This window comes from Streptomyces sp. NPDC088157 (assembly GCF_044741545.1).
Classification (GTDB): Bacteria; Actinomycetota; Actinomycetes; order Streptomycetales; family Streptomycetaceae; genus Streptomyces.
The window spans coordinates 128,157-152,447 of sequence record NZ_JBIUSU010000007.1 but is presented as its reverse complement, the minus strand read 5'-3'; the positions used below and the strand labels follow the sequence as shown (position 1 = coordinate 152,447).

Below are 24,291 nucleotides of genomic sequence, written 5' to 3'. Positions count from 1 at the left end.
GGCCGCCCCGCGGCCCCCCCCCCCCCCGCCCCCCCCCCCCCCCCCCGCCCCGGCCCCGCGGGGGGCCCCCCCGGGGGGCCCCCCCCCCGGGGGCCCCACCCCTTCGTCACGGACACCGCGCGTCGGCAGGCGTTCCACACCGCCCGCTCACCGCCCGCTCACACGGCCAGGAACGTCGCCGTCAGCAACGCGACCCCCGAACCCGCCAGCACCCAGCCCACCCGCACCCGTCCCAGGCCACCCGCGACGACCACCGACGCCAGCAACAGCGCACCACCCAACGGTACCCACGCGTAGAGGACCCCGGCCGGACCCGACCGCACCACCTCGTCACTGCCCGGCTTGATCACCACGGTGTAGATCCCGCCCTTGCGGACCGCCACCGACTTCTCGATCACCACGCGCGCGCGTGCCGTCGACCCCGCTGACAACGGCGTGTAGGGCCCCGCACAGGTGTCCTCACCGCACCGCGTCACCTCGACGGTGCCCTGCTCCCGGCCCTTCGTCAGCATCACGTGCTGCGCGGAACCCCAGGAACCCCACACCCCCGCGACCAGGATCAGCACGGCGATCACACTCATGGCCGCGACCCGCCCGAACCGCAACGCGGCCGCCGAGACCGAGCCCTTGGCCGAGCCCGAGCCCGGTCCCGAGCCTCTGACCGAGCTCTTGGCAGAGCTCTTGGCCGAGCCCTTACGGGAGTGAGCCCGACGGCGGTGGGACGGGGCTGCTGTGGCAGGCATGGCGGGGATCATTGGCCATGCCTGAACGACACGTCAACCTCGGTGGGTGACAAGTCAGGAGTTGTACGTGCTTTGCGCCCGCTCCAGGCCGTCCAGCACCAGGCCCTCCACCGCGTCCGCCGCGCGGTCCACGAAGTAGTCCAGCTCCTTGCGCTCGGCCGAGGAGAAGTCCTTCAGCACGAAGTCCGCCACCTGCATCCGCCCCGGCGGCCGACCGATCCCGAACCGCACCCGGTGGTAGTCCGCGCCCATCACCTTCGTCATCGACTTCAGACCGTTGTGGCCGTTGTCGCCACCGCCGAGCTTCAACCGCAGCACGCCGTAGTCGATGTCCAGCTCGTCGTGCACCGCGACGATGTTCGCCACCGGCACCTTGTAGAAGTCCCGCAACGCGTTCACCGGACCACCCGAGACGTTCATGAACGACATCGGCTTCACCAGCACCACCCGCCGGCTCCCCGTACCCGGCGGGCCCAGCCGCCCCTCGACGACCTGGGCCTGCGCCTTGCCCGCCCGCTTGAACCTCCCGCCGATCCGCTCGGCCAGCAGGTCCGCCACCATGAAACCGACGTTGTGCCGGTTCATGGCGTACTCGGGACCGGGATTGCCCAGACCCGCGATCAGCCAGGGGGCACTGGCATCGGTCGTCACGTCCATGTCTCCTTGACTCCACGGTGGGACTGCTCGCTGGGACTTCCGGCAGGCACTACACGCAGGCCGCCGCTCCCCGGAGGAAGCGGCGGCCGACGGGATGGGACTTCGGGGATCAGGCCTCGGTGGCCTCGGCCTCGGCGTCCGCCGGGGCCTCCTCCGCCTGGGCGGCCAGGACCTGGAGGACGACCGCGTCCTCGTCGATCGCCAGCGTGGTGCCCTCGGGCAGCGGGATGTCCTTCGCGAGGATGGCGGCACCGGCCGCCAGGCCCTCGATGGAGACGGTGACCGACTCGGGGATGTGAGTGGCCTCGGCCTCGACCGTCAGCGTGCTCAGCACGTGCTCGAGCAGGTAGGCGCCCGGGGCCAGGTCGCCCTCGGTGTGGACGTAGACCTCGACGTTGACCTTCTCGCCGCGCGTCACGAGCAGGAGGTCGACGTGGTCCAGGAAGCCCTTGATCGCGTCGCGCTGCACGGCCTTCGGGATGGCCAGCTGGGTCTTGCCTTCGATGTCCAGGCTGAGCAGGACGTTCGGGGTGCGCAGGGCGAGCTGGAGCTCGTGGCCCGGCAGCGTGATGTGCACCGGGTCGGCACCGTGGCCGTAGACCACGGCGGGGACCTTGGAGGCACGACGGATACGGCGGGCGGCGCCCTTGCCGAACTCGGTACGGGTCTCGGCTGCGAGCTTGACCTCGGCCATGTTCACTCCTCGTAGAACTGGGGAAAGGTGGTCACCCGGCCAAACCATCGGCCTGCTACGAAGAGCGCGTCGATAACGGACCACCGGCACACGCGCGGAACACGTGTACGGCCTCCCTCGCCGAGCAACTGGAGCAGTTTACGCAGCGGGAAGGCCGTACAGGAAATCGATCTAGAGGAGAACCGTCACTGCTCGTCGAAGAGGCTCGTCACCGAACCGTCCTCGAACACCTCACGCACCGCGTTCGCGATGGTCGGCGCGATCGACAGCACCGTGATCTTGTCGACCTCCAGCTCACCCGGCGTCGGCAGGGTGTTGGTGAAGATGAACTCGCTCACCTTGGAGTTCTTCAGGCGATCGGCCGCCGGACCCGACAGCACGCCGTGCGTCGCCGTCACGATGACATCCTCCGCACCGTGCGCGAACAGCGCGTCGGCGGCGGCGCAGATCGTGCCACCCGTGTCGATCATGTCGTCGACGAGGACACAGACGCGGCCCTTGACCTCACCCACGACCTCGTGGACGGTCACCTGGTTCGCCACGTCCTTGTCGCGCCGCTTGTGCACGATCGCCAGCGGCGCGCCCAGCCGGTCGCACCAGCGGTCCGCCACGCGCACCCGGCCCGCGTCCGGCGACACGACGGTCAGCTTCTCGCGGTCCACCTTGCTGCCCACGTAGTCGGCGAGCAGTGGTAGCGCGAAGAGGTGGTCCACCGGGCCGTCGAAGAAGCCCTGGATCTGGTCCGTGTGGAGATCGACGGTCAGGATCCGGTGCGCGCCGGCCGTCTTCATCATGTCCGCGATCAGACGGGCCGAGATCGGCTCCCGACCGCGGTGCTTCTTGTCCTGGCGGGCGTAGCCGTAGAACGGCACGATCACGGTGATCGAACGCGCCGACGCGCGCTTCAGCGCGTCGATCATGATCAGCTGCTCCATGATCCACTTGTTGATCGGAGCCGTGTGGCTCTGGATCAGGAAGCAGTCCGCACCGCGCGCCGACTCCTGGTAGCGCACGTAGATCTCGCCGTTGGCGAAATCGAAGGCCTTGGTCGGGACGACCTCGACCCCCAGCTGGTGGGCGACCTCCTCGGCAAGCTCGGGGTGGGCGCGGCCGGAGAAGAACATCATCTTCTTCTCGCCGGTCGTCTTGATCCCGGTCACAGCACTGTCTCCTCAGAGGTGTCTCAGCTGGGTGTCGAGAAACCTCGCCGCTGGGCGCGACGGGGCCGTCTCAGCTGGTGGGGTGCGGGTGTGCACTTATCACGGTACGCCGTGTTCGACGTGCCCGTTTCCGGTCAGCTTTCGCTTTCGGCCTGGCGGGAGGCCGTCTCGGCCGCCTTCGCCGCCGCGCTGCCCGGACGCTTGCGGGCCACCCAACCCTCGATATTCCGCTGCTGACCACGGGCCACGGCCAGCGAGCCGGGCGGCACGTCCTTCGTGATCACGGACCCGGCGGCGGTGTACGCGCCGTCCCCGACCGTGACGGGAGCCACAAACATGTTGTCCGAACCCGTACGGCAGTGCGAGCCGATCGTGGTGTGGTGCTTGTCCTGCCCGTCGTAGTTCACGAACACGCTCGCCGCGCCGATGTTGCTGAACTCACCGATCGTCGCGTCGCCCACGTAGGAGAGGTGAGGGATCTTCGTCCCCTCGCCGATGGAGGCGTTCTTGGTCTCCACGTACGTGCCGATCTTGCCCTTCGCCCCCAGCCGCGTGCCGGGACGGAGATACGCGTACGGCCCCACGGACGCGTCCGCGCCGATGCGGGCGCCGTCGGACACCGTGTTGATCACCCGCGCTCCCGCGCCGACCACCGTGTCCTTCAGCCGGCTGTTCGGGCCGACCTCGGCGCCCTCGCCGAGGTGGGTCGCGCCGAGCAGCTGCGTACCCGGATGCACGACCGCGTCCTGCTCGAACGTGACGGTGACGTCGACCCAGGTCGTCGCCGGGTCGATGACGGTCACCCCCGACAGCATCGCGGCGGTCAGCAGCCGGTCGTTGAGGATCCGACGGGCCTCGCTCAGCTGCACCCGGTTGTTGATCCCGGCGATCTCCCGGTGATCGGCGGCGACGGACGCGCCGACCCGGTGACCGGCCTCCCGCAGGATCCCGAGGACGTCGGTGAGGTACTCCTCGCCCTGGCTGTTGTCCGTACGGACCTTCTTCAGGGCGTCGGCCAGCAGCTGCCCGTCGAACGCGAACACCCCGGAGTTGATCTCGCGGATCGCCAGCACCGCCGCGGAGGCGTCCTTGTGCTCGACGATGGCGGTGACGGCGCCCGAGGCGTCGTCGCGCACGATCCGCCCGTAGCCGGTCGCGTCCGGCACCTCGGCGGTCAGCACGGTGACGGCGTTGCCGTCCGCGTGGTGGGTGGCGGCGAGCTCCGCGAGGGTCGCGCCGGTGAGCAGCGGGGTGTCACCGCAGACGACGACCACCGTCCCGTCGACACCGCCACCGAGCTGCTCCAGCCCCATCCGGACGGCGTGCCCGGTGCCGTTCTGCTCCTCCTGCACGGCGGTACGCGCCTGCGGGTCGACCTCGTTCAGATGCGCGGTGACCTTCTCGCGCGCGTGCCCTACGACGACGACCAGGTTCTCGGGGTCCAACTCACGGGCCGCGGCCAGCACATGGCCCACGAGTGAGCGGCCGCTGATCTCGTGCAGGACCTTCGGTATGGCCGACTTCATACGGGTGCCCTCACCCGCTGCGAGAACGACGACGGCTGCCGGGCGATTGGCGCTCACGGAAGTTGCCCTTCGGCTGTGGAGTGGGGTGGGACATCCGAAGGATACCGGGGCGTTTCCGGGGGGACATGAGAGTGGGCCCCGACAGTGCTGTCAGGGCCCGAATCGTGTATGGCTCCCCCGCCAGGACTCGAACCCGGACATATGGCACCAAAAGCCACAGTGCTGCCAATTACACCACAGGGGAATGATCCCGACTGAACCGGACAATTGACCCGGCCGCCGAGTGGCGCCTTCTACTATGCCGTACCACCAGCCCCCGATGCGACGGTGTAGGCCGGTGCTCCGGGGTGCGGCTCCCGGAGGCAATCGTGGTGGCCCTCGCCGAGGTTGACGGACTCCTTCCGCCGTGCCGGGAGCGCGGGCGGAATGCACGGTTCCGGACTCGAACGGGCGTGGTTCGGCAGTTCGAGGGATACCGGTGGGTTTCGATGCTGTTCGGTTACGGAGTGTGGTGTGGGCCGGTCGGTGAAACTCGCCGGAAAAGCCGGGGGTCGCGCCCGTAGGCTGGGGGCATGACCACGACGGGGGAAGAGGACACGGCGGCCCGGGGAGGGCCGCTGTGGTGGGCCAGACGGCGGAGCGCGGCGTTCGACTGGAGCCTGGGGTTCGTGTCCGCCGTGGAGTGCGCGGTGGAGGGTGTTCCGTTCGCGCGGGACGCCGGGATCCCGGTGGCGGCGGGGGTGGTGTTCGGGCTGCTCGCCGGTTCGGTGCTGGTGGTGCGGCGGAAGTGGCCCATCGCCGTGGTGCTGGTGGCGATCGCGATCACGCCGGCCCAGATGGGTTACCTGATGGGCATCGTGGGGCTGTACACGCTGGCCGCCTCGGAGCTGCCCCGGCGGATCATCGCCTCGCTCGCGGGGATGCAGTTGGTGGGCACGCTGATCGTGACGTTCGTGCGGGTGCGCCAGAGCATGGACCAGGGCCGGCTGACCATCGGCGACTGGTTCATCCCGTTCGCCGCCATCACGACCTCGCTGGGGCTCACCGCGCCACCGCTGCTGCTCGGGTTGTACGTCGGCGCCCGGCGGCGGCTCATGGAGAGCCTGCGGGAGCGGGCGGACAGCCTCGAGCGGGAGTTGCAGCTGCTCGCGGAGCGGGCGGAGGAGCGGGCGGAATGGGCGCGTGGCGAGGAACGGACCCGCATCGCGCGGGAGATGCATGACGTGGTCGCGCACCGGGTGAGTCTGATGGTCGTCCATGCCGCGGCGTTGCAGGCCGTCGCGCGAAAGGATCCCGAGAAGGCGGTGCGCAACGCGGCGCTGGTGGGGGACATGGGCCGACAGGCGTTGACCGAGCTGCGGGAGATGCTCGGAGTGCTGCGCAGTGGCGGCGCGGGGGAGCGGGCGGTCCCGGCGCCGTTGGTGGCGGTGGGAGTGGCCGCGGCCGTGGTGGTGGAGGAGGGCGAGGGGCCGTGTCTGTCGGAGCTGGAGGAGTTGGTGGGCCAGTCGGCGGCTGCGGGGATGGTGGTGGAGCTGCTGGTGGAGGGGGAAGCGCGGTCGTATGCGCCGGATGTGGAGCAGACGGCGTACCGGGTGGTGCAGGAGGCGCTGACGAACGTGCACAAGCACGCGGGGGGCGCGAAGACGCATGTGCGGCTGGCGCATCGGGTGGGGGAGATCGCGATGCAGGTGGAGAACGGGGCGCCGCCGGAGGTGGGGTCGGTGCTGTCGGCGGGGCTGCCGTCGGGGGGCAACGGGCTGGTGGGGATGAAGGAACGGGTGGTGGCGCTGGGCGGGGTGTTCGTGTCGGGGCCGACCGAAGCGGGGGGTTTCCGGGTGTCGGCGGTCATTCCGGCGTCGTAGGCACTGGAGGGGTGGGGGCTGGGGCTGGGGTTCGGGGGTGGGGCTCTGTGGCCGGTCAGCCGGCGGCGAGGCGGACGGGTTCGATGCCGGCGGTGAGGGCGCCGAGGGCCTGGTCGATGTCGGGGCCGAGGTACCAGTCGCCGGTGTGGTCGAGGGCGTAGACGCGGCCTTCGGCGTCGATGGCGAGGAGGCCCTGGGTGTCGGTCTCGGTGCCGAGCGGGGCGACGTCGGTGTCGAGGGCTCGGCCGAGGTCGGCGAGGGTGCGGGCGAGGTGGAGGCCGTGGAGGGGGTCGAGGTGCAGGGTGGTGGGGGCGACCTGGCGGCCGGGGCCGGTGGGGGTGATCGTGAGGCCGCCGAATTCGGCCCAGGCTTCGACGGCGGCGGGGAACACGGCGTGGCGGTGGCCGGCGGGGGAGGTGTATTCCCGGAGGGTGTCGGCCCAGATCTCGGCCTGCTTGATGTCCCAGCGTCCGGGTTGCCAGCCGGCGGCGCGCAGGGCGGCGTCGACGGGGACGGGGAAGCGGGTGGTGGAGGTGCGGTCGGGGTGCATCGGCCCTTCGTTCGTCGAGCAGGTGGTGCCGGGCCCCGGTGGGGCCGTTGTGCCGTCCTGTGCGGAGGGTGGGGTGGGGGTCAGTCGTCTGCGGTCGACGGGTCGACGACGCGGACGCCGAAGTGGGCGCTGAGGGCGGTGCAGGCGCGGCAGGGGGTGGCGAAGCTGCCGTGCAGCGGGTCGCCGTCCTCGCGGATGCGGCGGGTGGTGAGTTTGGCCTGTCTGAGGGTTTTGCGGGCTTCGCCGTTGGTCATGGGGCGGCGGGCGGCGCGTCTGCTGCGGGCGGCGTCGGCGGCGGTGAGATGGCGGGAGATGAGAAGCGCCTCGGCGCAGCGGCCCGTGAAGCGGTCGCGCTGGGCGCTGGTGAGGGTGTCGAGGAAGTCCTGGACGAGGGGGTGCAGCGGCGGGGCCTGGTCGCCGCGTGCGGCGGTGCTGGTGAGGGTGGCGCCGCGGACGGAGAGGGCGGCGGCGACGGTGGGGAGTATGCCGTCGCGGCGGTGGCGGAGGACCGGGGCGTGGGGGGTCTCGTTGGCGGACCAGCCGATGCGAGGGTCGCCGGACGGACCGGTGTACGGACCGGTCCGCGGATCGCCGGTCCGGCCGGTGTCGTGGGCCGCCGTGTTGCCGGTGCGCAGGTTGTCCGACCTGCCGGTGTGTGACCCCGTCTGTGTCGCGTTCATGATCGTTTCCCCTCCGTGCATCCCCCCGGACGTCACAGAGTGCCAAATGGCGTGGCGGGTGCGGAAGCTGGGGCGGTGCGACACGCCCGGGTTTGGGCGGGCAGTCACGGCGGGGTGACGGCTGGTCACGGAAGCGGAGGCCCGGTGACCGCCGTCGTCGTACCGCATAGGCTGTCGGCACCGTCGGCGCGCGGTTGACGCGCGTTGGAGATTGTTGGAGACAGTCGATACGGGGCGTGGTGGGTGGATCCGGAAGCGGAACCGGCCGCTGCGGGCCGTACAGAGTGCCGCAGGGGGCAACCGCCATGACGACAGGTCGGCTCGGGCAGCAAGCCGCGCCGCCGAACGCGGCCTATGCCGGGCAGGTCGTGCATTTCCCGGATCCGGTCCGGGCGGCACGGCACCCGAGGGGCGTTCGGATGGACGAGCGGGGCTACCCGGACTTCTCGCCGTATGCGCGGGCCGCCGCGGAGATCGCGGATCCGCCGGAGGGCTTCGGCGTCGACGAACTGCGGCTCACGGACTACGTGTCCGCGAACGCGGTCCTGGCGGCTTCGGGGCACGCGTTGTGGGACACCGTGCCGAGTGTGGCGACGCCGCACGGCTGGACGTGGCACCACGTGGTGGGCTCGCGGCGGCTGGAGCTGGTTCCGGTCGAGGTGAAGGCGTTGCTGCGGCATCACGGTGGGGTGTCGTCGGCGGTGGTGGACCAGTCGAAGCGGGGGACGCGGCCGTTGCAGGAGACGCGTCCGGCCCACTTCGGGCTGCCGAAGTCGGGCGTGGCGGTGACGGAACAGCAGGTCCAGGGGGTCGAGGAGGACCTGGGGTACCGGCTGCCGGGGGCGTACCGGTCGTTCGTGAAGGCGGCGGGCGGTTGTGCGCCGGTGGGCGCGGCGCTGGACGCGGAACTGGGGCTGCTGGTCGACCAGCCGTTCTTCACGGTGCGGGACGAGGCCGCGGTCAACGACCTGGTCTACGTGAACAAGTGCCTGCGCGACCATCTGACGAAGGATTATCTGGGCGTCGGGTTCGTGCAGGGCGGGCTGCTGGCCGTGAAGGTGCGCGGCGAGCGGGTCGGTTCGGTGTGGTTCTGCGCCTACGACGATGTGCGGGACGTGGATCCGGGGTGGTCGCCCGCGGAGCGCATGGAGCGGTTGTTGCTGCCGTGCGGCGAGGACTTCGACGCCTTCCTGTCGAGGCTGGCCGGTAATCCGCCGGAGCTGGAGACGGTGGCGAATCTGATGGTGGACGGCGGGTTCGCACGCGCGGTGCCGGCGGCCGCGGCGTCTTCGGCGTCTTCGGTGGGGGAGTGAGCTGGACGATGGTGACGTTCGCGCAGGCGCAGGAGCGCGCCGAAGAGTGGATCAACGGGGACATGCCGGCGTACCAGCACCGTGAGGTGCGGGTGCGGGAGTTCGAGCTCGGGTTCGTGGTGTGGGCCGAGGACCGTGCCGAGGGGCCCCGTTCGGACGGGGGCGCGCAGCGGTTGGTGATCGCCCGGGACAGCGGGGAGGCCACGTTGTGGCCGGCGGTGCCGGTGGGTGAGGTGATCCGCCGGTACGAGGAGGAGTACGGCCGTCCGGACACCCCCGCCGACGCGGTGCCGGCACCCGCGGCGCGGGTGGATCTGAACCAGACGTCGTTCCTGTTGTCGCCGCCGGAGTGGTTGCAGGAGGCGGCGGACAGGTTGGGGGTCGCGGATCGGCGGGGAGCCGATCCGGGGAACGGCGAGGCGTCCGCGGGGGCGGGATCGGGTGCGGGGTCGCGGATCGGGACGGGTCCGGGGTCCGGCGCGGCGTCGGGTCCGGCGTCGGGTCCGGCGTCGGGTTCGAGCGTCTCTGCCGGTGGTGTGCCCGGGGGTGGTGGTCCCTCGCTTCCCCGTACCCAGGGTGGCGTGCCGGGGAGTGGCCTGCCCGAGACGCAGGCGGGGGTGCCCACGGGCCCGGGTGCCCGGCCGGCGCCGGGTACCGGCAGGCCGACGGCTCCTGCCGCCCCCGTCGGGGCGACGCCGTGGGCCGGGACGGACACCAATGCCGACGCCGGTGACGATCGTTCCGTGCCGCTGCCCGCGACCGTGTTCGCCCCGCCGCTGAGCGGCTCCGACGACGAGGCGGCGCCGCCGACGACCGCGCCTGACGCCAAGACGGCGCTGATCTCGGGCGGCAGCCGGCTCCCGCCGACGGCGGTCTCGCCCGCGCTCGACGCTCCGGCGCCGGGTGGTGCGGCGGGGAACACTCCGCCCCCGGCGGCTTCTCCCACTCCCGCGGCTTCTCCGCCGTCCGGCCCGGGTGGCCCGGGCGCTTCGTCCGGTCCGGCCGGTTCGTCGTACGGCTATCCGCAGGGGCCGGGCGCGCCCGGTGGCCCGGGTACGCCGCCCCCGCCCGGCGGGTCCTCCTACGGCTATCCGCAGGGTGCGGGGGCTCCGCCGCCGCCGGCCGGTCCGGGTGCGCCGGCGCGACCGCTCGCGCCGAACGCCGGTGACATCGCCGACGCCGCGACCAGCAAGGCGGCGCCGCCTCCGCGTCGCAACCGGAGCGGAGGGGCGCAGCCGCCGCCTCCGCCGGGTGCGCCGGGAACGCCGGGTGCGCGGCCGGGGAACACTCCCCCGCCGCCGCCTTCCGGCCCGGGTGCGCCCGGTGCTCCGGCGGGCGGTTACGTGCCCACGCAGCTCGTGTCGGCCCTGGGCCCCGACGGACTCGCGGGTCCGGCGGGTCCGGCCGGACCGGGCGCGGGGGGCGCGCCGCAGCCTCCCGGTGCTCCCGGTGCTCCCGGTGGGCCGAACGCGCCCGGCGGTACGCCTCCCGGTGGCGTTCACCATGCCGCGACGATGCTTGCCGACCCCGGTCGGATGGGGCCGGGTGCGCCGCAGTCTCCGGGCGCTCCGGGTGCCCATGGGGCTCCGGGAGTTCCGGGTGGGCCCCATGTGCCCGGTGGTCCGGGCGCTCCCGGTGCTCCGGGTGGCCCCGGTGCACCTCAGGCTCCTGGTGCTCCCGGCTTTCCGGGTGCCCAGGGCGGGCCTGGCGGGCCTGGCGCGCAGGGCCCGGGTGGGGGCGGGCAGGGTGCCGTTCACCACGCCCAGACCATGTTGGCCGGGCCCCCTGCGGGTGGCCCCGGCGCGCCTCCACCGCCGCAGGCCCCTGGTGCTCCCGGTGGCCCCGGCTACCAGGGCGGCCCCGGCGGTCCCGGTTTCCCGAGCGCTCCCGGTGCGCCCGGCGTCGCGCCTCCCGGTTTCCCCGGTGCCCCGGGCATGGCTCCGGCCGGCCCCGGGATGGCTCCGGGTGCTCCCCAGCCTCCGATGCCGCCTCCCGGTGGGCCGGTGCCGGGGCAGCCGCCCGCGTACGGGTATCCGCAGCAGCAGGGGCTGCCGACGGTGGGCCCCGGCTACCAGGCCGTGCTGCGGTTCCGCGCGCAGGACGGCTCGGAGCAGCAGCTGATCCGGCGTTCGGCGCCGGGGACGCCGCACCCGGAGTGGCAGATCTTCCACGAGCTGCGGGCGATGAACGTGCCGCCGGACCAGGTGCTGGAGCTGCACACGGAGCTGGAGTCGTGCGAGCTGCCGGGCGCGTACTGCGCGCGGATGATCCGGGAGCAGTGGCCGCAGGCGCGGATCACGAGCATCGCGGCGTACGGCACGGATCACGCGAGCCGGCAGCAGGGCATGCAGCAGTTGCTGGCGCACCAGGGCGAGTTGCACCAGGTGGCGGACGGGCCGGCGCGTCCGGCGCCCGTTCGTGCGCCGTTGCCGCCGGTCCAGGCGGCGCCGCCGATCCCGCCGGAGGCGATCGGGCAGGAACTGGCGGCGGTGTTCGGGCCGGCGGTGTTCCGCTTCGAGCAGGCCGCGGTGTCCCGGCAGGGAGTGCCGCCGGTCGTGGCGCACATGCTGGTGGTGGCGGGTCTGCCCGCGGACATGGGGCCGTTCTTCTGGGCGCAGGCCCAGCCGGGCAGGCCGGTGCCGACGCTGGCGGAGCTGGCGGCCGAGCGGGGTGTGCAGCCGGCGTCGGACGCGGGCTCCTACCTCGTCATGGGCACCGACTTCGGCAAGGCGATCTGTGTGCAGTACGGGACGGCGAACATCGTCGCCGTGCCCGTGGAGGCGGGGCCGGGCGGTGCGCCCGTACCGCCGCAGTTCGTGAACACCGGACTGCCGGAGTTCGCGCGCTGCCTGGCGTTGCTCGGGCGGATGTGGCGACTGCGGTTCGGTCTGAACCAGGAACAGGCGGGTCGCTGGACCGTCGACTTCCAGGCCCAGTTGGCCTCGCTCGACCCGGCGGCGCTCGGTTCGCCCGAGAGCTGGTGGTCGGTGCTGCTGGAGCAGATGTGGGACGGACTGCTGTGACACGTTTGCCACGCTGACACCCTGTGTGTCGAGGCCGGGCCGGGTTTGTATGACCGGGCCCGGCCTTTTGTGTACTCAAGTGCCCGTGACGTGCGCCCGGAGTGTCGCTTTATGAACACTTAAGCCCGATACATCAAGATATGCCCGAAGTCATCATTTCGCGTCTGTCTGGTGGAGAGGGGCTACAGGATGAGCAGTGCACGGGTGTCACCGCCGGGGTTCGTGACCGTTCTCGGGCGCGGCTATCGGCCCAAAGAGGTCGAGACGTATACCGCCTCGCTCTCCGCCGAACGCGACGCCGCCTGGGAGAGGGTGGCCCGGCTCACCGTGCTCGCCAAGGAGATGGCGGTGGAGGCCGAGCGGTTGCGTGAGGCCGTGAAAGGGATCGCGCCGCAGGCGTACGGCGCCCTCGGGGAGCGCGCACGGCGCGTTTTCGAGCTCGTGCAGGAAGAGGCGGCGGAGGTGCGCGAGCACGCCCGGCACGAAGCGCAGGAGCAGGTCGCGCAAGCCGAGGCGCGGGCTGTCGCCGTGCGCAGGGTGGCACAGGAACAGGCGGACGCGATCCGCACGGAGGCCAAGGAATACGCCCATCGGCGACTGCTCGCCGCGCGTGCCGAGGCGCACGGGATCCGTGTCGGCGCCCGGCGCAAGGTGAAGGAGTTCCGCGCCGAGGCGCTCGCGGCGCTGCGCGAGGTGCGGCAGACCACTGCCGGCCTGCTCGTCGAACCGAAGAGGCAGCAGGCCGAGCAGTGGGCCGCGGCGGAGCGTGAGGAGGTCGAGCGCGCCGCCGCCCTCGACGCGCACCATGCCCGGTTGATGGCCCGTGCCGAGGAGGCCGTGGCCGAGGCGCAGAGGGAGGTCGCCGAGGCCGGGGAGCTGTCCCGTCGGCGCGACGAGGAGGCACGCGTGCGTGCCGCCCAGATCGTCGCCGAGGCTCGCCTCAGGGGAGACCGCATCGCCCAGGAGACGGAACGGGTGCTGCGTAAACACAGCGAACGCTCGGACGAGGTGAAGGCACACATGGACCAGGTACAGGAAAGCCTGGCGGGGCTTACGGGGCGCGCGGTGGAGCAATGAGCTCGTCGGTGACCCACCGTGCGGCGCCGGCCGGGTAGGGCGCCGGCAGGCCGAGGACGATGTGCCGGAAGCCGGCGTCGATCGCGCCGCCGATCGCGTCCCGGGTGACGTCGGGCCGGTCGTAGGAGACGGACACATGCATCGAGCGGGTGATCGAGGCGGGGTCGCGACCGGCCTCGGCGCAGTAACGGTCCAGCAGTGCGCTGCGCCGGACGGCGTCGTCGAGGCCGCCGCCCGGGATGTTCCACAGGTCGGCGTGTTCGGCGACCACGCGCAGGGTCGCCGACGAACGTCCGCCGATGAGGATCGGCGGGTGAGGGCGCTGCACGGGTTTGGGGTTGCCGAACGCTCCGGTGAGGCGGTGGTGGGTGCCGTGGAAGTCGAACGGTTTCTCCTCGGTCCACAACCGCCGGATCACCGTGCAGGCTTCGGCGAGGCTTTCCACGGCGTGCGCGGGGTCGTGGAAGGGCAGACCGTGCGCCTCGTATTCGCGCCGGGCCAGTGGATGGCCGGGGCGTGAGCCGACGCCGATGCCGAAGTCGAGCCGTCCACCGGAGACGATGTCCACGGTCGTGGCGATCTTGGCCAGCATCGCGGGCGGTCGGAAGCGGTTGCTGGTCACCATGACGCCGAGCCGCAGGCGTCGGGTGTGGGCGGCGAGCGCCGCGAGCAGCGTCCAGCCCTCGTGGGCCGGTCCGTCCGGGTCACCGCCGATCGGCATGAGGTGATCGAACAGCCAGGCGTGCTCGATCTGCGGGATCGCGTCCGCCTCGTGCCAGACCCGTAAGACGTCGTGGTAGTCGACCTGCATGGGGGCCGTCATGATCCCGAAACTGGTCCCGGGTGCGGATGACATGAAGCCGTTGCTCCTTTCGGTGGGTTCGGTGGGTTCGGTGGGTTCGGTGGGTTCGGTGGGTTCGGTGGGTGAGCTCGGTGAGCTCGGTGAGTCCGATGAGTCGGGTGAGCTCGGTGAAGCCGCTCAGTCGGTGCGGTCGCCGAGTCGGTGGAGTCGCCGAGTTCCGTGAGGGTCTGTCCCGGGCGGTCAGCGGCGTCGCAGTGACGGGTCCAGCAGCGCCGGCGGCGTGTCGAACTTCTCGTGCGGGGCCAGGTCGGTGCCCGGGGTGACGACCGCGTCGATCGCGTCCAGCACGTCGGCGGAGAGCACGGTGTCCGCGGCGGCGAGCTGCGCGCGCAGGTGGTCCGGTGTCCGGGGGCCGATGAGCGCGCTGGTCACGGCGGGGTGCGCGGTCACGAACCCGAGCGCGAGCTGGATCATCGTCAGCCCGGCCTCGTCGGCGACCGCGGCCAGGTGCTCGACGGCGTCGAGCCGGGCCCGGTTGGCGGGGACGGCGGTGTCGAAGCGCTGCGGCATGAACGTGGAGCGGCTGGTCGTGATGGGCCGGCCCTCGCGGATCGCGCCCGACAGCCAGCCCGAGGCCAGCGGGCTCCACGCCAGGACACCGAGCCCGTACTGCTCGGTCACCGGAAGGACATGGGTCTCGATGCCGCGTTGCAGGATCGAGTAACTGGGCTGTTCGGTGACGTAACGGCTCAGGTGATGCTCGCGGGCGGCCCACTGGGCCTGCACGATGCGGTGGGCCGGGAAGGTGGAGGAGCCGAAGTAGCGGATCTTCCCGGCGCGTTGCAGGTCGGTCAGCGCCGACAGGGTCTCCTCGTCGCCGGTGCTCGGGTCCCACCGGTGGATCTGGTAGAGATCGACGTGGTCGACGCCGAGCCGACGCAGGCTGTTGTCCAGTTCGGTGACCAGCCAGCGGCGCGAGCTGCCCCGGTGATTGCGCTCGTCGCCCATGGGCATGCCCGCCTTCGTGGCCAGCACGATGTCTTCGCGCCGGCCGACGATGGCCTTGCCGACCATCTCCTCCGACTCGCCGTCGCCGTACATGTCGGCGGTGTCGATGAGGTTGATCCCGCCTTCGAGGGCGGCGTCGACGAGGGCGGTGGCCTCGTCCTGCGTGGTGCGCCCGATCCTGCCGAAGTTCATCGCGCCGAGCGCGAGGGAGCTGACCTGCACACCGGTGCGGCCCAAGGTGCGGTACTGCATGAGTTTGTTCCTCCATGGCGGATGGGGTGTGGTGGTGGCGTTGCCTTGTGATGCGCTGCGCTGCGCTGTCCGGCCTGGCTGTGTCATGGCATGGCTGTGTCATGGCCTGGCATGGCCGTCGGCCCGCCGCTCTGACATGATGTTCAAACGGAACACTGTCCCGTTTGAACATACGGAACGTTGTCCCGTTTAGCAACAGACGGCCAGACGGCCAGACGGCCAGACGGCCAGACGGCCGGGTGGCAGTGCAGACAGGCAGCAGGCAGACAGGCAGCAGGCGGACAGCTGGGCAGGCAGTGGCAGGCCGAGCAGCGGAGGAGGCGCCATGACCGACGGCGACCAGGGGGCGGGGCCCGCGGCCCGGCCCAAGCGGGCGGACGCCCGGCGCAACAAGGAGAACCTGCTCGACGCGGCCGCCGCGATCTTCGTCACGGCGGGCGTGGAGGCGCCGGTGCGCGACATCGCGGCCGAGGCCGGTGTCGGGACGGCCACCATCTACCGTCACTTCCCGACGCGGGCGGACCTCATCATCGCCGTCTACCGGCACCAGGTCGACGCCTGCGCCGAGGCCGGGCCGGCCCTGCTGGCGGAGGGCCCGACCCCGCACGCCGCACTGGGGCGGTGGATCGACCTCTTCGTCGACTTCCTGGTCACCAAGCACGGGCTCGCCGCCGTGCTCCAGTCCGACAACGCGGGCTTCGAGGCGCTGCACGCCTACTTCCTCGACCGCCTAGTGCCCGTGTGCACGCAACTGCTCGACGCCGCGGCCGCCTCCGGTGAGATCCGGTCCGATCTCCAGGCCTACGAGCTCATGCGCGGCGTCGGCAACCTCTGCATCGGCGCGGACAGCGATCCCCGCTACGACCCGCGCCGCCTGGTCGGGCTTCTCGTGGCGGGGCTGCGCCGGCCGCGCTGACCGCCGTCGGGCGGGCGGCGCGGGCCGCCCGCGCGGCCCCGCTGACTTCCTCCCGCCCTACTTCTCCCCGCGCACCGCGCCTGCCAGGATCCAGCCCTCCACCGCTTCGTACTGGCGGCGCTGTTCCTCCGCCTTGTGGCGTCCCGAGACGACCGTGCCCAGCCAGCCGAGGGCGAAGCCGAGGGGGACGGTGACGATGCCCGTGGTGGTGAAGGGGAACCAGTTGAAGTCGGCCTCGGGGAAGGCGGAGACGGGCGAGCCCGAGACCAGATTCGTGCCCGGCATGAGGAGCAGGACGGACAGGGTGCCGCCGATGAGCGTGGCGAGGAGGCCCGTGCGGGTGTAGCGGCGCCAGAAGAGGCTGTAGACGAGTGCGGGGGCGAGGGCCGAGGCGCCGAGGCAGAAGGAGAGGGTGACCAGGGGCTGGAGGCTGCGGTGCTGGACCTGGGCGGCGAGCAGGATCGTCGGAACCCCGACGGCCAGCGCGGACAGCCGGGCCAGGAGCATCTCGCGGCGCGGGGCCATCTTCGGGTCGCGTGCGGCGAAGACGTCGTGGGCGAGGGAGTTGGCGCAGGCGAGGATCATGCCGGCCACCGAGGCGAGCACGGTGAGGAAGATCGCCGTCGTGACCGCCGTGAAGAGGAGGGTCTCCGCCGTGGACACCTCGCGGCCGAAGGCGGCCCGGGAGCCGAGCAGGTAGGCGGTGTTGCCCTGCGGGTCCGCCTGCGCGATCACCGCGCGGCCGACGATCGCCGTCGCGCCGAAGCCGACGACCGTCATGACCAGCACGAACAGGGCGACGCCGGACACCGCCCAGGACATCGACCGGCGTACCTGGCGGGCGCTGGAGGCGGTGTACATGCGCATGGTGATGTGCGGCAGACAGGCGCCGCCCAGGACGACCGACAGCTGAGCGGTGATCATGTCGACGCGGGGAAAGGGGCCGTCGGCGAACTCCAGCCCCGAGTGCAGGAAGGCGTCGCCGACACCGCTGCCCTCGGCCGCCGCGTCGAAGAGGGTGCCCGGGTTCCAGTCGAAGCGGTACAGGACGAGCACGGCGATGACGGCGCCGGAACCGAGCAGCATCACGATCTTCATCATCTGGATGAGGGCGGTGCCCTTCATGCCGCCGATCGCCGCGTAGCTGATCATCAGCACGCCCATGCAGATGACACAGCCCGTCTTCACCGAGGCGCCGGAGAACCCGAGGATGAAGGCGAGGAGCTGGCCGGTGCCGGCGAGCTGCACGAGCATCATCGGCAGCAGCGTGGCGAGCGTCACCGCGCACGCCGTGACCCGCACGGCGCGCCCCGGCATCCGGCGGGCCAGCGCGTCGCCCATGGTGAACCGGCCCGCGTTGCGCAGCGGTTCGGCCAGCAGGAACATCAGCAGCATCAGGGAGAGGGCCGTGCTGAGGGCGAGGACGACACCGTCGTAGCCGCACAGGGCGATCACGCCGCCGGTGCCCAGGACGGTGGCCGCCGAGATGTAGTCCCCCGCGATGGCCAGGCCGTTGCGCAGTGGGGAGAGGGAGCGGTAGCCGGTGTAGAACTCGTCGAGGTCGTCGCGGTCGGGTCCGGTCATCACGCACAGCAGCAGCGTGATGGTGGCGATCGCGGTGAACGCCACGAGCGACATCGTCTGCGCGTCGTCGGTGAACTCCGTCATCGTCCGGCCTCCTTGGGGCGGCTTTCGCGCGCGTCCCGCTTCGCGTCGATCTCGGAGAGCTTGCGGATGCGGTCCGCGAGGGGGTCCACCTGGCGGCGGGCGGTCCGCTCGTACAGGACGACCGCCAGCAGGGTGACCGGGAGCTGGATCAGGGCGAGCAGCAGTCCCGCGGGGAGTCCGGTGGCGACCGTGCCGGCCATCAGGGACGGTGCGAACGCCGACAGGACCAGGAAGACGACGAAGTAGCCGAGTGCGGTGAGCGTGGCCACCCGCCGCTGGCGGCGGTAGGCGCCGCGCAGGACCCGCAGGTCGCTGTGTCGGCCCAGCGGGGTGTGGTCGGCCGGGCGGCGCCGTGGCGGCTCGGGCGGCCCGGGTGGCGGCTGCCATGGGTAGGTGGGGGTGGGGCGTGACGGGTCGTGGGACATCCCGTGCTCCTTGCGTGGCTCGGGTCCGTGGCGGCGGACCGCAGGGAGTGGGGGGTGCGGTGGCGCGAGGGACGCACGTTACTCGGGAGTACGTCGACTGCGAAGGGTTTTCACCAAACTGAGTGGTCGGTATGCGCTTACTGCGCGAAATGCCCGCTGACCTGGGGTGTTACCCGGGTTAACAGAACAGCTGTGCGGGTACTGCGTGGCATCGAACACTCCCTGTGACCATGCCGCTCCCTTGCCCCTCGGGGTCCGTCGGCCTCTCGGGGTCCGTCGGCCTCTCGGCCTCTCGGCCTCTCGGCCCGTGAGGGCGTCAGGCCGGCAGGCCGTCATTCCGGCACGCCGTCATTCCGTCAGTACGGGGAACCGCCGTGGTGCCACGCACAGCAGGACCAGGAAGGCGAGTGCCGCCGCGCAGGCCGCGCCGAGGTAGACGGCGTGCACGGCGCTCGCGATGGCGTGCCGGGTGGCGTCGGGTGCGGTGCCGGCGTCGAGGGCGCGGGTGACGGAGTCCAGATCGCCCGCGCCGCCCAGCCGCGCCGCCAGTACCCCGTTGGCGACCGCGCCGAACACCGACGCGCCGATCGTCTGCCCGGTCTGGCGGCAGAACAGTACGGACGCGGTCGTGGTCCCGCGTTCCGACCACCCCACCGTCGACTGCACTCCGACCAGGAGCGGGAGTTGGAAGAGGCCCAGCGCCGCGCCCAGCAGCAGCATCAGCAGAGCCGGCTGCCAGGCGGCGCCGGGGTAGGGCAGGAACGGGAACGCGAACAGGATCAGCGTCGCCGTGCCGATGCCCAGCAGCGCGGTGTCGCGGAACCCGATGCGCCGGTAGACGTGCTGGCTGAGGGCCGCGGAGAGCGGCCAGCTCAGGGTCCAGACGGAGAGCACGAACCCGGCGGCCACCGGCCCCAGGCCCAGCACCGACTGGGCGTACGTCGGCAGGAACACCGTCGGGGCCACCATCAGCAGACCCAGCGCGCCCAGCGCGAGGTTGACCGCCGCGATCGTGCGGCGCCGCCACACCCAGCCGGGGATGATCGGTTCCGTGGCCCGGCGCTCGATGACGACGACGAGCCCGGCCAGGGCCAGCCCGCCGGCGAACAGGGTGAGTGACGGCCCCGACAGCCAGGGCCACGCCACCCCGCCCTGCACCAGCGCGACCAGCAGCACGCCGCCGCACACGAACACCGCCAGCGCGCCCGCCCAGTCGACACGCGCGCGTGGACGCGACCCGCCACGCGCGCTCGGGCGGCGCGATCCGCCACGCGCGCGTGGACGCGACCCGGCACGCGCGCGTGGGGGCGATTCGGCACGCGCGCGTGGGCGCGGATCCTGTTCGGCCTGCGACGACTTCCGCTGCGGCTCGTGCAGGTGACGGACGATCAGCCACAACGCGACAGCCCCGATGGGCAGGTTGACGAGGAAGATCCAGCGCCAGTCCGCGTAGGCGGCCAGGATCCCGCCCAGGCCGGGTCCCGCGACCGCCGAGACCGCCCACACCGTGGACAGCTTCGCCTGGATCTTCGGCCGCTCCTTCAGCGGGTACAGATCGGCGGCGAGTGTCTGCACCGTGCCCTGCAAGGCCCCGCCGCCCAGGCCCTGCACGACGCGGAAGGCGATCAGCGCCCCCATGTTCCAGGCCAGGGCGCACAGCAGCGAGCCGAGCAGGAAGAGGGCCGCCCCGGCGATCAGCACCGGCTTGCGGCCGAAGGTGTCGGACAGCTTGCCGTAGACGGGCAGGGTGACCGTCACGGCGAGCAGATAGCCGGAGAACAGCCAGGAGAAGACGGAGAACCCGCCCAGGTCGCCGACGATCTGCGGAACGGCCGTGGAGACGACGGTGGAGTCGAGAGCCGCCAGCGCCATGGAGAGCATCAGGGCGGCGACGACCGCTCCCCGTCCGCGCGGTGCGGTCGCCCGCGCGGCCTCGCGTGTCGCCGGCTGGATGTCCCCCATCTGATGCCCTTCCCCTAGCTCCCGTGCCCCTTGCACCTAACTGGCGGAAGTCAGCTTCCCACTTGCCCCTCACGTGGCGGGAGGGTGAAGCATGGCCGGGCCGGAGGGAGCCGGCGGGGGCCGCAGGGTGGAGGGAACCCCGAAGAAGACTCCACCCGGCGGTGGACAGCCCCTAGGGGTATCTCCGTACTACGGCTGGGGGAGGGTTCGTACCGTCGGAGGAGGAGAAGGGCCGGGTCCCGTCCTTAACCTGGCTTTATGCCGCTGGGGGGGCGGCAGGCACCACTTCCGGGGGGTGGGGTTAACCCCCCGGGAAGACGGGCCCGAGCACCAGCGCGCGGGACCACCTCCCGCCGACAGACTCTTCGACGTGGCGCCTCGCACCATCCCTTGCTCATCCGATGCGCTGCTCATCCGTTTCTGACGTCCGACATAGACATAGGAGATTCACCGTGACTTCGGCTGTGACCATTCCCAGGCACGGGGGCACTGGAGGGCGTACGGCCGTAGCCGCGCGGGCGCGGCAGGTCGTCAAGGCGTACGGGTCCGGTGAGACCCGTGTCGTCGCCCTCGACCACGTCGACGTGGACATCGCCCGCGGACAGTTCACCGCGATCATGGGCCCCTCAGGGTCCGGCAAGTCCACGCTGATGCACTGCCTCGCCGGTCTCGACACCGTCTCGTCCGGGCAGATCTACCTGGACGAGACCGAGATCACCGGGCTGAAGGACAAGAAGCTCACCAAGCTGCGCCGGGACCGGATCGGGTTCATCTTCCAGGCGTTCAACCTGCTGCCCACGCTGAACGCGCTCGAGAACATCACGCTGCCGATGGACATCGCCGGCCGCAAGCCGGACAAGGCGTGGCTGAACCAGGTCGTGGAGACCGTCGGACTCGCCGACCGCCTCAGGCACCGGCCCACCCAGCTCTCCGGCGGTCAGCAGCAGCGCGTCGCCGTGGCCCGCGCCCTCGCCGCCCGCCCCGAGATCATCTTCGGGGACGAGCCGACCGGAAACCTCGACTCGCGCGCGGGCGCCGAGGTCCTGGGCTTCCTGCGCCGCTCGGTGGACGACCTGGGCCAGACCATCGTCATGGTCACGCACGACCCGGTGGCCGCCTCGTACGCGGACCGGGTGCTGTATCTCGCGGACGGCCGGATCGTCGACGAGATGTTCAAGCCGACCGCCGAGACCGTCCTGGACCGGATGAAGGACTTCGACGCGCGGGGGCGTACGTCATGACCGTCATGAAGACCTCGATGCGCAACTTCTATGCGCACAAGGGACGCATGGCCCTCTCGGCCGTGGCGGTCCTGCTGTCGGTGGCGTTCGTCTGCGGGACGCTCGTCTTCACCGACACGATGAACACGACCTTCGACAAGCTCTTCGCCGCCACCTCCTCCGATGTGACGGTGAGCGCGAAGGGCGCCTCGGACACCGGTGAGACGACCTCCGACAACGGAAAGCCCCCGGTCATGCCGGCCTCCGTGCTCGGTCAGGTCCGCAAGGCGGACGGGGTGAAGTCGGCGGAGGGGACCGTCTTCTCGACCTCCGTGACGGTGGTCGACGCCGACAAGGACAGCCTGTCGCCCTCCAGCGGCGCGCCCACCATCGTCGGCAACTGGAACGCCAACGAAGCCCGCACCATGAAGATCACCGACGGAGCGGCGCCCAAGAGCTCCGACCAGGTCATGGTCGACGAGGACACCGCCGACAAGCACCACCTGAAGCTCGGCGACGAGATCGGCGTGATCAGCGCGGTCGGCACGCACACCGCGAAGATCTCCGGCATCGCCGCCTTCCAGGTCACCAACCCCGGCGCGGCGATCTTCTACCTGGACACGAAGACCGCCCAGGAGACCCTGGTCGGCGAGTCGAACGTCTACACGAACGTCAACGTCACGGCCGCGTCCGGGGTGAGCGACGCTCAGCTGAAGCAGAACGTGGCGGCCACGATCGGCGCCGACTACAAGGTGCAGACCGCCAAGGAGACCGCGGACGCCAACCGCCAGGACGTCGGGAGCTTCCTGGACGTGATGAAGTACGCGATGCTCGGCTTCGCCGGGATCGCCTTCCTCGTCGGCATCTTCCTGATCATCAACACCTTCTCCATGCTGGTCGCCCAGCGCACCCGCGAGATCGGCCTGATGCGGGCCATCGGCTCCAGCCGCAAGCAGGTCAACCGGTCCGTGCTCGCGGAAGCCCTGCTCCTGGGCGTGGTCGGCTCGCTGCTCGGCGTCGGCGCGGGCGTCGGCATCGCGGTCGGTCTGATGAAACTCATGGGCATGACCGGCATGAACCTGTCCACGGACGACCTGACGGTCGCCTGGACGACCCCGGTGGTCGGCATGGTCCTCGGCATCGTCGTCACGGTGCTGGCGGCCTACCTCCCGGCCCGCCGTGCGGGCAAGGTCTCCCCGATGGCCGCGCTGCGCGACGCCGGCGCCCCGGCCGACGCCAGGGCCGGCGCGGTACGGGCCGTCATCGGTCTCCTCCTCACCGGTGCCGGCGGCGCGGGCCTCTACCTCGCCTCCGCCGCCGACAAGGCCGCGGAGGGCTCGCTCTGGCTGGGACTGGGCGTGGTGCTGAGCCTGATCGGCTTCGTGGTGATCGGCCCGCTGCTGGCGGGCGGGGTGGTCCGGGTGCTGGGCGCGATCGTGCTCAGGGCCTTCGGTCCGGTCGGACGGATGGCGGAGCGCAACGCGCTGCGCAACCCGCGCCGTACCGGCGCCACGGGCGCGGCCCTGATGATCGGCCTCGCGCTGGTCGCCTGTCTGTCGGTGGTCGGCTCCTCCATGGTCGCCTCCGCGACGGAGGAGCTCGACAAAAGCGTCGGTACGGACTTCATCATCCAGAGCGACAGCGGTCAGCTGATGACCTCGCAGGCGGTGCAGGCCATCAAGTCGACGCCGGGCCTGGAGCGGGTCACGGAGTACAAGTGGACCGAGGCCGACTTCACCACCCCCGACGGCAAGAAGCTCGACAAGACGGCGATCACGGCGGCCGACCCGACCTACGCGACCGACCTGCGCGTCGAGACCGTCGCCGGCGACCTCGCCGACGCCTACCGTCCCGACTCGATGTCCGTCCACGACGAGTTCGCGAAGGACCACGGGATCACCGTCGGCTCCAAGATCTCCGTCGCCTTCAAGGGCGGTTCCACGGCCGGCCTGACGGTCCGCGCGATCACCAGCAGTGACGCCGTCATCGACCAGGGCGCGATGTACACCTCCATCGACACCCTCAAGAGGTACGTCCCGGCCGACAAGCTGCCGCTGGACCAACTGGTCTTCGCCACGGCGAAGGACGGACAGCAGGACGCCGCGTACACGGCCCTCAAGTCCGCGCTGCACGACTACCCGCAGTACAGCGTCCGCGACCAGACCGACTACAAGCAGCAGCTGAAGGACCAGATCGGACAGTTGCTGAACCTGATCTACGGCCTGCTCGCCCTCGCGATCATCGTCGCGGTCCTCGGTGTGGTGAACACCCTCGCCCTGTCGGTGGTGGAGCGCACCAGGGAGATCGGCCTGATGCGGGCGATCGGCCTCTCCCGCCGCCAGCTGCGCCGCATGATCCGCATGGAGTCGGTCGTCATCGCCCTCTTCGGCGCCCTCCTCGGCCTCGGACTCGGCATGGGCTGGGGCGCCACCGCCCAGCAACTCCTCGCACTCCAGGGCCTGGACGTCCTCGAGATCCCGTGGCCGACGATCATCGGCGTGTTCATCGGCTCCGCGTTCGTGGGCCTGTTCGCCGCACTGGTCCCGGCGTTCCGCGCGGGCCGCATGAACGTCCTCAACGCGATCGCGACGGACTAGCACCGCGGAACCAACGGGGGCACACGGCCCGGCATCGAGGAGGACGGGGGTCTTCTCGATGCCGGGCTCATCGGCGCTCTCAGCCCGTCCGGCGCTTGAGGACGCGGCCCTTTCAGGGCCGAAACGGGGGGGGTGCGGGCGGCAGCCCCGGGGACG

The 24,291-nt window shown here is 71.5% G+C and carries 19 protein-coding genes and 1 tRNA gene; 7 read left to right on the top strand and 13 right to left on the bottom strand.

The window, feature by feature from the left end; all coding sequences use genetic code 11:
- Positions 1 to 158: 158 nt before the first annotated feature.
- From ACIPFH_RS27580 to ACIPFH_RS27555, 6 genes are all read right to left on the bottom strand, one after another.
- Positions 159 to 755, bottom strand: a complete 597-nt coding sequence (locus ACIPFH_RS27580; RefSeq protein ID WP_401830451.1) for a hypothetical protein — start codon at positions 753 to 755, stop codon at positions 159 to 161.
- Between the two features lie 42 nt (positions 756 to 797).
- Positions 798 to 1,400, bottom strand: a complete 603-nt coding sequence (gene pth, locus ACIPFH_RS27575; RefSeq protein ID WP_356255247.1) for an aminoacyl-tRNA hydrolase — start codon at positions 1,398 to 1,400, stop codon at positions 798 to 800.
- Positions 1,401 to 1,509: 109 nt separating this feature from the next.
- Positions 1,510 to 2,094, bottom strand: a complete 585-nt coding sequence (locus tag ACIPFH_RS27570; RefSeq protein ID WP_401830448.1) for a 50S ribosomal protein L25/general stress protein Ctc — start codon at positions 2,092 to 2,094, stop codon at positions 1,510 to 1,512.
- Between the two features lie 185 nt (positions 2,095 to 2,279).
- The gene (locus tag ACIPFH_RS27565; RefSeq protein WP_356255253.1) at positions 2,280 to 3,254 is read right to left on the bottom strand and encodes a ribose-phosphate diphosphokinase; all 975 of its coding nucleotides are present in this window, start codon (positions 3,252 to 3,254) and stop codon (positions 2,280 to 2,282) included.
- A 134-nt stretch (positions 3,255 to 3,388) separates the two neighbouring features.
- Positions 3,389 to 4,837 carry a bifunctional UDP-N-acetylglucosamine diphosphorylase/glucosamine-1-phosphate N-acetyltransferase GlmU gene (glmU, locus tag ACIPFH_RS27560; RefSeq protein WP_401830445.1) on the bottom strand — a complete coding sequence of 483 codons (1,449 nt, stop codon included), beginning with the start codon at positions 4,835 to 4,837 and terminating at the stop codon, positions 3,389 to 3,391.
- 112 nt (positions 4,838 to 4,949) lie between these two features.
- Positions 4,950 to 5,024 (bottom strand) — tRNA-Gln (locus ACIPFH_RS27555).
- 328 nt (positions 5,025 to 5,352) lie between these two features.
- On the opposite strand from ACIPFH_RS27555, the gene ACIPFH_RS27550 reads away from it, so the two are divergent.
- Positions 5,353 to 6,642 (top strand): sensor histidine kinase, encoded by a 1,290-nt coding sequence (locus tag ACIPFH_RS27550; RefSeq protein ID WP_401830443.1) that lies wholly within the window; start codon positions 5,353 to 5,355, stop codon positions 6,640 to 6,642.
- 55 nt (positions 6,643 to 6,697) lie between these two features.
- Here ACIPFH_RS27550 and ACIPFH_RS27545 read toward each other — a convergent pair whose 3' ends face one another.
- Together ACIPFH_RS27545 and ACIPFH_RS27540 are read right to left on the bottom strand one after the other, a co-directional pair.
- A complete protein-coding gene (locus tag ACIPFH_RS27545; protein ID WP_356255263.1) occupies positions 6,698 to 7,192 on the bottom strand; it encodes an SUKH-3 domain-containing protein in 495 nt (164 codons plus the stop codon).
- A gap of 80 nt (positions 7,193 to 7,272) precedes the next feature.
- Positions 7,273 to 7,872, bottom strand: a complete 600-nt coding sequence (locus tag ACIPFH_RS27540) for a YwqJ-related putative deaminase (protein ID WP_401830441.1) — start codon at positions 7,870 to 7,872, stop codon at positions 7,273 to 7,275.
- Between the two features lie 305 nt (positions 7,873 to 8,177).
- Between ACIPFH_RS27540 and ACIPFH_RS27535 the strand changes: the two genes are divergently transcribed.
- The 3 genes from ACIPFH_RS27535 (at position 8,178) to ACIPFH_RS27525 (ending at position 13,285) form a co-directional block, all read left to right on the top strand.
- Positions 8,178 to 9,185, top strand: a complete 1,008-nt coding sequence (locus tag ACIPFH_RS27535; protein ID WP_401830439.1) for an SMI1/KNR4 family protein — start codon at positions 8,178 to 8,180, stop codon at positions 9,183 to 9,185.
- A gap of 8 nt (positions 9,186 to 9,193) precedes the next feature.
- Positions 9,194 to 12,208 (top strand): SUKH-4 family immunity protein, encoded by a 3,015-nt coding sequence (locus ACIPFH_RS27530; protein ID WP_401831126.1) that lies wholly within the window; start codon positions 9,194 to 9,196, stop codon positions 12,206 to 12,208.
- A gap of 189 nt (positions 12,209 to 12,397) precedes the next feature.
- Positions 12,398 to 13,285: a cellulose-binding protein gene (locus ACIPFH_RS27525; protein ID WP_401830438.1), complete on the top strand. Its 888-nt coding sequence runs from the start codon at positions 12,398 to 12,400 to the stop codon at positions 13,283 to 13,285.
- Here ACIPFH_RS27525 and ACIPFH_RS27520 read toward each other — a convergent pair.
- Together ACIPFH_RS27520 and ACIPFH_RS27515 are read right to left on the bottom strand one after the other, a co-directional pair.
- Positions 13,260 to 14,141, bottom strand: coding sequence for an LLM class flavin-dependent oxidoreductase (locus ACIPFH_RS27520; protein WP_401830436.1), 882 nt, complete (start codon positions 14,139 to 14,141; stop codon positions 13,260 to 13,262). The two genes, ACIPFH_RS27525 and ACIPFH_RS27520, sit on opposite strands and share 26 nt — an antisense overlap.
- Positions 14,142 to 14,327: 186 nt before the next feature.
- Positions 14,328 to 15,347: an aldo/keto reductase gene (locus ACIPFH_RS27515; protein ID WP_401830434.1), complete on the bottom strand. Its 1,020-nt coding sequence runs from the start codon at positions 15,345 to 15,347 to the stop codon at positions 14,328 to 14,330.
- A gap of 325 nt (positions 15,348 to 15,672) precedes the next feature.
- Between ACIPFH_RS27515 and ACIPFH_RS27510 the strand changes: the two genes are divergently transcribed.
- Positions 15,673 to 16,263, top strand: a complete 591-nt coding sequence (locus ACIPFH_RS27510) for a TetR/AcrR family transcriptional regulator (RefSeq protein WP_401830432.1) — start codon at positions 15,673 to 15,675, stop codon at positions 16,261 to 16,263.
- A 57-nt stretch (positions 16,264 to 16,320) separates the two neighbouring features.
- Here the strand turns inward: ACIPFH_RS27510 and ACIPFH_RS27505 are convergent, their stop codons facing one another.
- The 3 genes from ACIPFH_RS27505 to ACIPFH_RS27495 all read right to left on the bottom strand — a co-directional run bounded on the left by ACIPFH_RS27505 (position 16,321) and on the right by ACIPFH_RS27495 (position 20,318).
- Complete coding sequence (locus ACIPFH_RS27505; protein ID WP_401830430.1) at positions 16,321 to 17,931, bottom strand: cation acetate symporter; 1,611 nt, start codon at positions 17,929 to 17,931, stop codon at positions 16,321 to 16,323.
- Positions 17,928 to 18,356: a DUF485 domain-containing protein gene (locus ACIPFH_RS27500; protein WP_401830427.1), complete on the bottom strand. Its 429-nt coding sequence runs from the start codon at positions 18,354 to 18,356 to the stop codon at positions 17,928 to 17,930. Before ACIPFH_RS27500 ends, ACIPFH_RS27505 begins: the two co-directional genes overlap by 4 nt.
- 348 nt (positions 18,357 to 18,704) lie before the next feature.
- A complete protein-coding gene (locus ACIPFH_RS27495; RefSeq protein WP_401830426.1) occupies positions 18,705 to 20,318 on the bottom strand; it encodes an MFS transporter in 1,614 nt (537 codons plus the stop codon).
- Between the two features lie 452 nt (positions 20,319 to 20,770).
- Here ACIPFH_RS27495 and ACIPFH_RS27490 point away from each other — a divergent pair, with 452 nt between their 5' ends.
- Together ACIPFH_RS27490 and ACIPFH_RS27485 are read left to right on the top strand one after the other, a co-directional pair.
- On the top strand, positions 20,771 to 21,559 hold the full coding sequence (locus tag ACIPFH_RS27490; RefSeq protein WP_401830423.1) for an ABC transporter ATP-binding protein: 789 nt from the start codon (positions 20,771 to 20,773) through the stop codon (positions 21,557 to 21,559).
- A complete protein-coding gene (locus tag ACIPFH_RS27485; protein ID WP_401830421.1) occupies positions 21,556 to 24,135 on the top strand; it encodes an ABC transporter permease in 2,580 nt (859 codons plus the stop codon). Before ACIPFH_RS27490 ends, ACIPFH_RS27485 begins: the two co-directional genes overlap by 4 nt.
- The last annotated feature ends 156 nt before the right edge of the window (positions 24,136 to 24,291 follow it).

Bases quoted from the DNA above. Each gene is read 5' to 3' on its own strand.
- ACIPFH_RS27580 (WP_401830451.1), bottom strand. From the start codon at position 755: ATGATCCCCGCCATGCCTGCCACAGCAGCCCCGTCCCACCGCCGTCGG.
- pth (WP_356255247.1), bottom strand. From the start codon at position 1,400: ATGGACGTGACGACCGATGCCAGTGCCCCCTGGCTGATCGCGGGTCTG.
- ACIPFH_RS27570 (WP_401830448.1), bottom strand. From the start codon at position 2,094: ATGGCCGAGGTCAAGCTCGCAGCCGAGACCCGTACCGAGTTCGGCAAG.
- ACIPFH_RS27550 (WP_401830443.1), top strand. From the start codon at position 5,353: ATGACCACGACGGGGGAAGAGGACACGGCGGCCCGGGGAGGGCCGCTG.
- ACIPFH_RS27545 (WP_356255263.1), bottom strand. From the start codon at position 7,192: ATGCACCCCGACCGCACCTCCACCACCCGCTTCCCCGTCCCCGTCGAC.
- ACIPFH_RS27540 (WP_401830441.1), bottom strand. From the start codon at position 7,872: ATGAACGCGACACAGACGGGGTCACACACCGGCAGGTCGGACAACCTG.
- ACIPFH_RS27535 (WP_401830439.1), top strand. From the start codon at position 8,178: ATGACGACAGGTCGGCTCGGGCAGCAAGCCGCGCCGCCGAACGCGGCC.
- ACIPFH_RS27530 (WP_401831126.1), top strand. From the start codon at position 9,194: ATGGTGACGTTCGCGCAGGCGCAGGAGCGCGCCGAAGAGTGGATCAAC.
- ACIPFH_RS27525 (WP_401830438.1), top strand. From the start codon at position 12,398: ATGAGCAGTGCACGGGTGTCACCGCCGGGGTTCGTGACCGTTCTCGGG.
- ACIPFH_RS27520 (WP_401830436.1), bottom strand. From the start codon at position 14,141: ATGTCATCCGCACCCGGGACCAGTTTCGGGATCATGACGGCCCCCATG.
- ACIPFH_RS27515 (WP_401830434.1), bottom strand. From the start codon at position 15,347: ATGCAGTACCGCACCTTGGGCCGCACCGGTGTGCAGGTCAGCTCCCTC.
- ACIPFH_RS27510 (WP_401830432.1), top strand. From the start codon at position 15,673: ATGACCGACGGCGACCAGGGGGCGGGGCCCGCGGCCCGGCCCAAGCGG.
- ACIPFH_RS27505 (WP_401830430.1), bottom strand. From the start codon at position 17,931: ATGACGGAGTTCACCGACGACGCGCAGACGATGTCGCTCGTGGCGTTC.
- ACIPFH_RS27500 (WP_401830427.1), bottom strand. From the start codon at position 18,356: ATGTCCCACGACCCGTCACGCCCCACCCCCACCTACCCATGGCAGCCG.
- ACIPFH_RS27495 (WP_401830426.1), bottom strand. From the start codon at position 20,318: ATGGGGGACATCCAGCCGGCGACACGCGAGGCCGCGCGGGCGACCGCA.
- ACIPFH_RS27485 (WP_401830421.1), top strand. From the start codon at position 21,556: ATGACCGTCATGAAGACCTCGATGCGCAACTTCTATGCGCACAAGGGA.